The organism is Deltaproteobacteria bacterium, assembly GCA_028818775.1.
Lineage (GTDB): Bacteria > Desulfobacterota > Binatia > UBA9968 > JAJDTQ01 > JAJDTQ01.
On record JAPPNE010000133.1, the window covers coordinates 1 to 7322 of the forward strand.

Here is a 7322-nt window from a genome sequence, read left to right on the forward strand (position 1 = left end):
CGCCGTGTCCGGCATCCACCTGTGCCGCGGCAACCAGCGCAGCATGTGGCACCGCGAGGGCTCGTACGACGCGGTGGCGGAACGGCTGTTTTCCGAACTCCGGCACCGCCGGCTGCTGCTGGAGTACGACACCGAACGCGCCGGTGGGTTCGAGCCGCTGCGCTTCGTCCCCAAGGGCACGGTAGTAGTGTTGGGCCTGGTGAGCACCAAGGTGCCGGAGCTTGAGAGCGTGGATTTCCTGAAGCGGCGCATCGATGACGCAGCCCGCTACCTGCCGCTGGAGCAGTTGGCCATCAGCCCCCAGTGCGGCTTCTCCTCCGACGTGGTAGGCAACCTCATCACGCCCGACGACCAGAAGCGCAAGCTCGAACGGGTGGTGGAGACCGCGCGGCAGGTGTGGGGGTGACTGACTTTCCCAGCTTTCTGGGCGGCCGCGTGACCGTCAAGGTGGGAGACATCACCCGGGAGGCGGTGGATGCGGTGGTGAACGCCGCCAACGGCACGCTGATGGGCGGCGGCGGGGTGGACGGAGCGATTCACCGGGCGGGTGGGCCGGCCATCCTGGAGGAATGCCGCGGCATCCGTGCCACGCGCTACCAGGACGGGCTTCCCACCGGCGGCGCGGTGCTCACCACGGCGGGACGCATGCCCGCGCGGCACGTGATCCACACCGTGGGGCCGGTGTACGGCAGCGGCGGCCCGGACAAGGCGGAGAAGCTGGCCTGCTGCTACCGCAACTCCCTGCGGATCGCCGCGGACGAGAGACTGGCAACGGTGGCCTTTCCGGCCATCTCCACCGGCATCTACGGCTATCCCATGGACGAGGCGGCCGCGGTGTCCTCCCGGGCCATCCAGGACGCCCTGGGTTCCTGCCCTTCCATCCGGGAAGTCCGGCTGGTGTTCTTTCTGCCCGCGGACGCGGAGGTATTCGTGCGGCACCAGATCTTCGGCGCGGGTGATACCTGATGCATCGAGACGGCGGCCTTCGACTTCGCTCCGCTGACGCTCCGCTACGCTCAGGACGAACGGAAAGAAGAAACCGTTCGTCCTGAGCGTAGCGGAGCGAAGTCGAAGGACGTTTCAAGTAAACAAACGGAGACTCGAGACCATGAAGATCAGCGCCATCAAGACCCGGCGGCTCTCGAACATTCCCCTGGACCTGCCCTTCCACGAGCGCCGGACCGCCTCTGTCGACCTGTTGTGGGTGGAGACCGACCAAGGACTGGTCGGCACGGCCGAGATCGGTCACGGCCCGGGGGCCGCCATCCTGCGGTTCATCGAGGCGGACCTCACGCCTTTCCTCGTCGGCCGCGATCCCCTTGAGAACGAGCGCCTCATGCACGAGATGCGCTGGCGCTTCAACCCGCGCGCCGAGCCCGGCGTGTGGAACCCGGCGGTGAGCGCCGTGGACGTGGCGCTTTGGGACATCAAGGGCAAACTCTACGATCAACCCGTGTGGCGCCTGCTGGGAGGGGCGCAACTGTCGGTCCCCAGCTACTTCACCTTCGGTCTCAGGAGCTACGGCCGGGAAGCGCTGGTGGAAGCGGCGCGGCACTGGGTGGAACGCGGCCACAAGCGCCTCAAGCTGATGGTGGGACGCCTCAACATGCGCGGCGAGATCGACATGCGCGGCGCCAGCGGCGCCCACCGGGAGGATGACCCGGCGGAGGACGAGCGCCGGGTGCGGGCGGTGCGGGAAGCGGTGGGGGACGAGGTGGAGCTCATGGTGGACGCCGCCTGCCTGCTGCGCTACGACGCGGCGCTGCGCTGGTGCAAGCGGCTGGAGCCCTACAACCTCATGTGGTTCGAGGAGCCCCTCCTGCGGAACGATCCCGAGCGCTTGGCGGCGCTCCGGCGCCAGACCTCCATCCCCATCGCCGCCGGGCAATGGGAGGACTTCCACGGCCTGGCCGGGCTGGCGCGGGCCGGCGCGGTGGACTTCCTGAACATCCAGGTGGGCTCCGTCGGCGGATTCACCATGGGCATGAAGGCGGCGGCGGTGGCGCAGGCCTTCGACCTGCCCATCGGCAACGGCGCCTACTACGACATGAACCTTCACGCCGCCGTGCCCAACGGCTGGCGCACCGAGTTCCACGTCAACGACTGGCACATGGCCAAGACCCTCTACAAGGACCCGCCCGCCCCGGAGGATGGCTGGGTGACGCTGCCGGAAACCCCCGGGCACGGCATGGTCCTCGACGAAGACGCCGTGCGGGAGTACGCCCGGGACTAAAGGAAGAGACTCATGCCACAACTCGAAGGCAAGGTCGCTCTGGTGACAGGCTTCGGCTCGGGCCTCGGGCGCGCCATCGCGGTGTGTTTCGCGCGGGAAGGGTGCGCCGTGGCGGGGACCTCGACCACGGCGAGCAAGGGCGAGGAGACCCTGGCCCTCGTCGGCGGGGCGGGCGGCACGGCCCTGTTCACGCCCGCGGACGTCCGGTCCTCGGACGAGATGAAGGAGGTGGTGGCCGCCACGGTGGACCGCTACGGCGGCCTCGATATCGTCGTTCACAGCGCCGGCGTGCGCACCAACGGCGCGGTGACGGAGATCACCGAGGAGGAGTGGGACCGCACCCTGGACACCAACCTCAAGGGCGTCTTCAACGTGTGCCGCCACGCCATCCCGGAGATGGCCAGGCGCGGCGGCGGCGTCATCATCAACATCGCCGCCCGCTCGGGGATGATGGGACAGGCCGGACGCGCCGCCTACTGCGCTTCCAAGGGCGGCATGGTGCGCCTGACCGAGGCCATGGCCGAGGACCATGCGCGCCAGAACATCCGCGTGAACTGCATCTGCCCCGGCCCCAACCGCACTCCCATGGTGGACACCTCGACCCCGGAGAAGCTCGCCCGCTACGCTGACAGAGTGCCGCTCGGGCGCATCGGCGAGCCCGAGGACGTGGCCCGGGCGGCCCTCTACCTCGCCTCGGACGCGGCCGCCCACGTGACCGCCGCGATCCTCCCGGTGGACGGCGGCATGCGCCTGACCGGCGCGTGAACGGGGCCGGAGACGGGCGCGGAAGGGGGCTTCCCCGGCGGTTTTCCGAGAACGAATCCGGCCCGAAATGTCAAGCCGAAGGACCGTCAAAAATGGGTTGACCGCTTACCGGGGATGTTCTAAGAGTCCTACTTTCTAAATCGCGAAGAGAGGAAACAGGCATGCCTGACAACTTAACCGTAACGGACAACCGGACGGGGAAAACCTACGAGATTCCGATTCAGGACGGCGCCATCAACGCATTCGAGCTTCGTCAGATCAAGACCTCCGAAGACGATTTCGGCCTCATGAGCTATGACCCGGGCTTTCTCAACACGGCGTCCTGCCACAGCCACATCACCTACATCGACGGCGAGGCCGGCATCCTGCGCTACCGCGGATACCCCATCGAGCAGTTGGCCGAGGAAAGCACCTACCTGGAGACCACCTACCTGATCTTCCACGGCGAGCTTCCCACCGCGGCGGAGCTGGAAGACTGGAGCTGGAACATCAACCACCACACGCTGCTGCACGAGAACATCAAGAAGTTCATCGACGGCTTCAAGTACGACGCCCACCCCATGGGGACGCTGGTGAGCTCCATCGCCGCGCTGTCGACGTTCTACCCCGACTCCAAGAACATCTTCGACCCTGATTCCCGGCGCAAGCAGATCTATCGCCTGATGGGCAAGATTCCCACCGTGGCGGCCTTCGTCTACCGCCACGCCATGGGCCTGCCCTACGCCTACCCGGACAACGACCTCAGCTACACCGGCAACTTCCTCAACATGCTGTACAAGATGACCGAGCTCAAGTATTCGCCCGATCCGGTGCTGGAGAAGGCGCTGGACGTGCTCTTCATCCTGCACGCGGACCACGAGCAGAACTGCAGCACCAACGCCATGCGCAACGTCGGCAGCTCCCAGACCGACCCCTACTCGGCACTGGCCGGGGCCGCCGCCGCCCTCTATGGACCGCTCCACGGCGGCGCCAACGAGATGGTGCTGCGCATGCTGGAGGAGATCGGCTCCAAGGACAAGGTGCCGGCCTTCATCAAGGGCGTGAAGGCCGGGGAGGGGCGTCTCATGGGCTTCGGGCACCGGGTCTACAAGAACTATGACCCGAGGGCCAAGGTCATCAAGAGGATCGCGGACCAGGTGTTCGAGGTAACCGGGCGCAACCCGCTTCTGGACATCGCCCTGGAGCTGGAGCGCATCGCCCTGGAGGACGAGTACTTCATCACGCGCAAGCTCTACCCCAACGTGGACTTCTACTCCGGCCTCATCTACCAGTCCATGGGCCTCCCGGTGAGCATGTTCCCGGTGCTGTTCGCCATCGCCCGCACCTCGGGATGGCTCGCCCAGTGGGAAGAGATGTTGGTGGACCCCGAGCAGAAGCTCGCGCGCCCGCGCCAGCTCTACCTGGGCGAGCAGATCCGCGACTACGTGCCCATGGACCGGCGGAAGGCGGCGTAGACGTTCCGCGGAAAGGAAATGAACATGAGAAGATTGCTCACGGCGGCCAGCGTTCTGGCGGCGCTGCTCGCCCTCGGAGGCCCCTCCTGGGCCGTATCCGGCAAGCTCGTGCTCTACACGAGCCAGCCGAACCGGGATGCGCAGCAGACGGTCGACGCCTTCAAGGCCGAAAACCCCGGCGTCGAGGTCGAGTGGATTCGTGATGGAACCACCAAGGTCATGGCCAAGCTTCGGGCCGAGTTCGCGGCCGGGAGCCCGCGGCCGGACCTCTTGCTGATCGCCGATACGGTCACCATGGAAGGCCTGAAGCGCGAGGGCCGCCTGATGGCCCATGCCGATGCTCCCGTGGGCGTCTACGATCCGGCCCTCCATGACAAGGAAAAGCACTACTTCTCCACCAAGCTCATCACCACCGGCATCGTCTACAACACCAAGGCCGCGATGAAGCCTTCGTCCTGGAAGGACCTCGTCGACGCCAAGGCCAAGGGCCTCGTGGCGATGCCGAGCCCGCTGACCTCCGGCGCGGCCCTGATCCATCTCGCCACCCTGACGGCTCACCCCGAGCTGGGCTGGTCCTACTACGACAAGCTCGCGGCCAACGGCGTCAATCCCAAGGGCGGCAACGGCGGCACGTTCCGCGCGGTCGCCGGCGGCGAGAAGATGTACGGCATGGTTGTCGACTTCCTCCCCATCCGTGAGAAGGCCAAGGGATCGCCGGTCAGCTTCGTCTTCCCGAAGGAAGGCGTGAGCGCGGTCACCGAGCCCGTTGCGATCCTGAGCACGGCGAAGAACCCCGAGGCGGCCAAGGCCTTCGTCGACTTCCTGCTGTCGCGTCAGGGCCAGGAACTCGCGGCGAGTCAGGGGTATCTCCCCGCCCACCCGGAAGTGACGCCGCCGCCGGGCTTTCCCAAGCGTAGCGAGATCAGCCTGATGGACTTCGATGCCGGCAAGGCGCTCACCGAGGCCGAAAGCAACAAGAAGCGTTTCAGCGAGGTCTTCGGGAATTAGACCACCCGCGAGGGTTCATCGCTTGACCCGACTCTGGGGACGGTTTCAACGGGGCGGCGAGCACATGTTGTTCGCCGCCCTTGTCTTGTTTGTCGCCTTGCTGAGCGTGCTGCCCATGGGGCGGCTCCTGCTGGAAGGCATCGCCCCGGGCGGCGTGTTCGATACCGCGGTCCTCGAAGAGGTATTGTCGGCGCCCTCGACCTGGCGGACCACCGGGCGCACCCTGTTCACGGCGGGTCTGGGCACGATTGTCGCCATCGCTCTGGGCACGGCGTTTGCTTTGGCGGTGGCGCTCACCGACGTGCGCGCGAAAGGGGCCCTCGTCTTTTGTTTCATGTTGCCCCTGATGATCCCGCCCCAGATCACCGCGCTAAGCTGGATACAGTTGTTCGGTCCTTCGAGTCCGCTTCTCAACGCGCTCGGCATCGCGCCGCCGCCGGGCACGCCGCACCCCATGTACTCGCGCGAGGGCATCAGCCTGCTCCTCGGCATCCAGCACTCCGCGTTGGTGTTCCTGGCCATGCGGGCCGGTTTGCGCGGCCTGCCGCGCGAGATCGTCGAGGCCGCCCGCGCCTCCGGCGCGGGCATTGCCAGGGTGCTGCGCGACGTGGTCATTCCCGTGATGACGCCGGCGCTGGTGGCGGGCGCCGCGCTTGCGTTCGTGTCCGCGGTGGGCAACTTCGGCATCCCCGCTCTGCTGGGCATTCCGGCCCGCTACACCGTGCTCCCGACCCTGATCTATCAGCGGTTGTCGAGCTTCGGACCCACCATCATCTCCGAGGTCGCGGTGCTGTCGATCGTCGTGGGGCTGATCGCGTTTTCCGGCGTTCTGCTCCAGGGCTGGATGTTGCGGCGGCGCGACTACCGGACCATCGGACCGGCGTCCCAGCCCCTCGACTTCAAGCTCGGCGGTTGGCGGCCGTTCGTGGAGGCGGCAAGCTGGCTCGTGATCTTCTTCATTCTGGTGGCGCCCTTGACCGCGTTGATCTCGACCTCGCTGGTCCCCGCCTATGGCGTGACGCTCGGGCCCGGCACGGCGACGCTGGACAACTATGTCGAGGTGCTTGCGCGGCAGGACGCGACGATTCGTGCCTTTCGCAACAGTTTCTTCCTGGCGGGCGGGGCCGCCGTGACCCTGGTGGGCGTCTCCCTGGTATTGGCCTACTTCGTGACCCGGCGGCGCAGCCGCATCCTCGGCGCCCTGAACCTGGCGGCGGAGCTTCCCTATGCGCTTCCGGGGGTCGTCCTCGCCATCGCCGCCATTCTGATCTTTCTGAAGCCGCTGCCACTGCTGGGCTTCAGCATCTACAACACCGTGTGGATCATTTTCGCGGCGTACCTGGCGCGTTTCCTGACGTTGAGCTTGAGGCCGGTGATCAGCGGCTACCTCCAACTCGACCCGACCCTTGAGGAAGCGGCGCAGATGGCGGGAGCCACCCTCGTGTACCGGCTGCGCACGGTGATGATGCCGCTGCTCGCGCCGATTGCAGCGGCCGGGGGCATCGTCGTGTTTCTGACCGCCTTCAACGAACTGACCGTATCGGCTCTCCTGTGGTCTTCGGGCGCGGAGACGCTCGGCGTCATCGTCTTCAACCTCGACGACGGCGGCTTCACGACGCTGGCGGCCTCGGTCGCGGTGGTCACGGTGCTGGTCGTGTTGCTGTTGATGCTGGCGACGCAGGTGATCGCGCGGCGGCTGCCCCCGGGAGTTCTGCCATGGGAGGGGTAGGGGCCGCTAACCGGACAGGACACTAGATGGCGTGCATAGCCGAAGGAGAGAGGAACAACAGCCGCCCCGGCTAGGGCGGGAGAAAACCGGGGGGCGGGGGGGGGGCGGCGGCGGCGGCGGGGGCGGCGGCATT

General features: G+C 66.9%; 7 protein-coding genes. All 7 read left to right on the top strand.

Annotated features, from left to right (window positions below):
* Positions 1-406, top strand: a 406-nt coding sequence (locus tag OXU42_14400; GenBank protein ID MDE0030582.1) for a 5-methyltetrahydropteroyltriglutamate--homocysteine S-methyltransferase, incomplete at its 5' end; no start/stop codon positions are given.
* Positions 403-966, top strand: coding sequence for an O-acetyl-ADP-ribose deacetylase (locus OXU42_14405; protein MDE0030583.1), 564 nt, complete (start codon positions 403-405; stop codon positions 964-966). The genes OXU42_14400 and OXU42_14405, both read left to right, overlap by 4 nt.
* A 142-nt stretch (positions 967-1108) precedes the next feature.
* A complete protein-coding gene (locus OXU42_14410) occupies positions 1109-2233 on the top strand; it encodes a mandelate racemase/muconate lactonizing enzyme family protein (protein MDE0030584.1) in 1125 nt (374 codons plus the stop codon).
* Positions 2234-2245: 12 nt separating this feature from the next.
* Positions 2246-2998, top strand: a complete 753-nt coding sequence (locus OXU42_14415) for an SDR family NAD(P)-dependent oxidoreductase (protein MDE0030585.1) — start codon at positions 2246-2248, stop codon at positions 2996-2998.
* Between the two features lie 161 nt (positions 2999-3159).
* Positions 3160-4452 (top strand): citrate synthase, encoded by a 1293-nt coding sequence (locus OXU42_14420; GenBank protein MDE0030586.1) that lies wholly within the window; start codon positions 3160-3162, stop codon positions 4450-4452.
* A 24-nt stretch (positions 4453-4476) separates the two neighbouring features.
* Positions 4477-5460, top strand: coding sequence for an ABC transporter substrate-binding protein (locus OXU42_14425; GenBank protein ID MDE0030587.1), 984 nt, complete (start codon positions 4477-4479; stop codon positions 5458-5460).
* A gap of 64 nt (positions 5461-5524) precedes the next feature.
* Positions 5525-7189 (top strand): iron ABC transporter permease, encoded by a 1665-nt coding sequence (locus OXU42_14430; protein MDE0030588.1) that lies wholly within the window; start codon positions 5525-5527, stop codon positions 7187-7189.
* Positions 7190-7322: the final 133 nt, after the last annotated feature.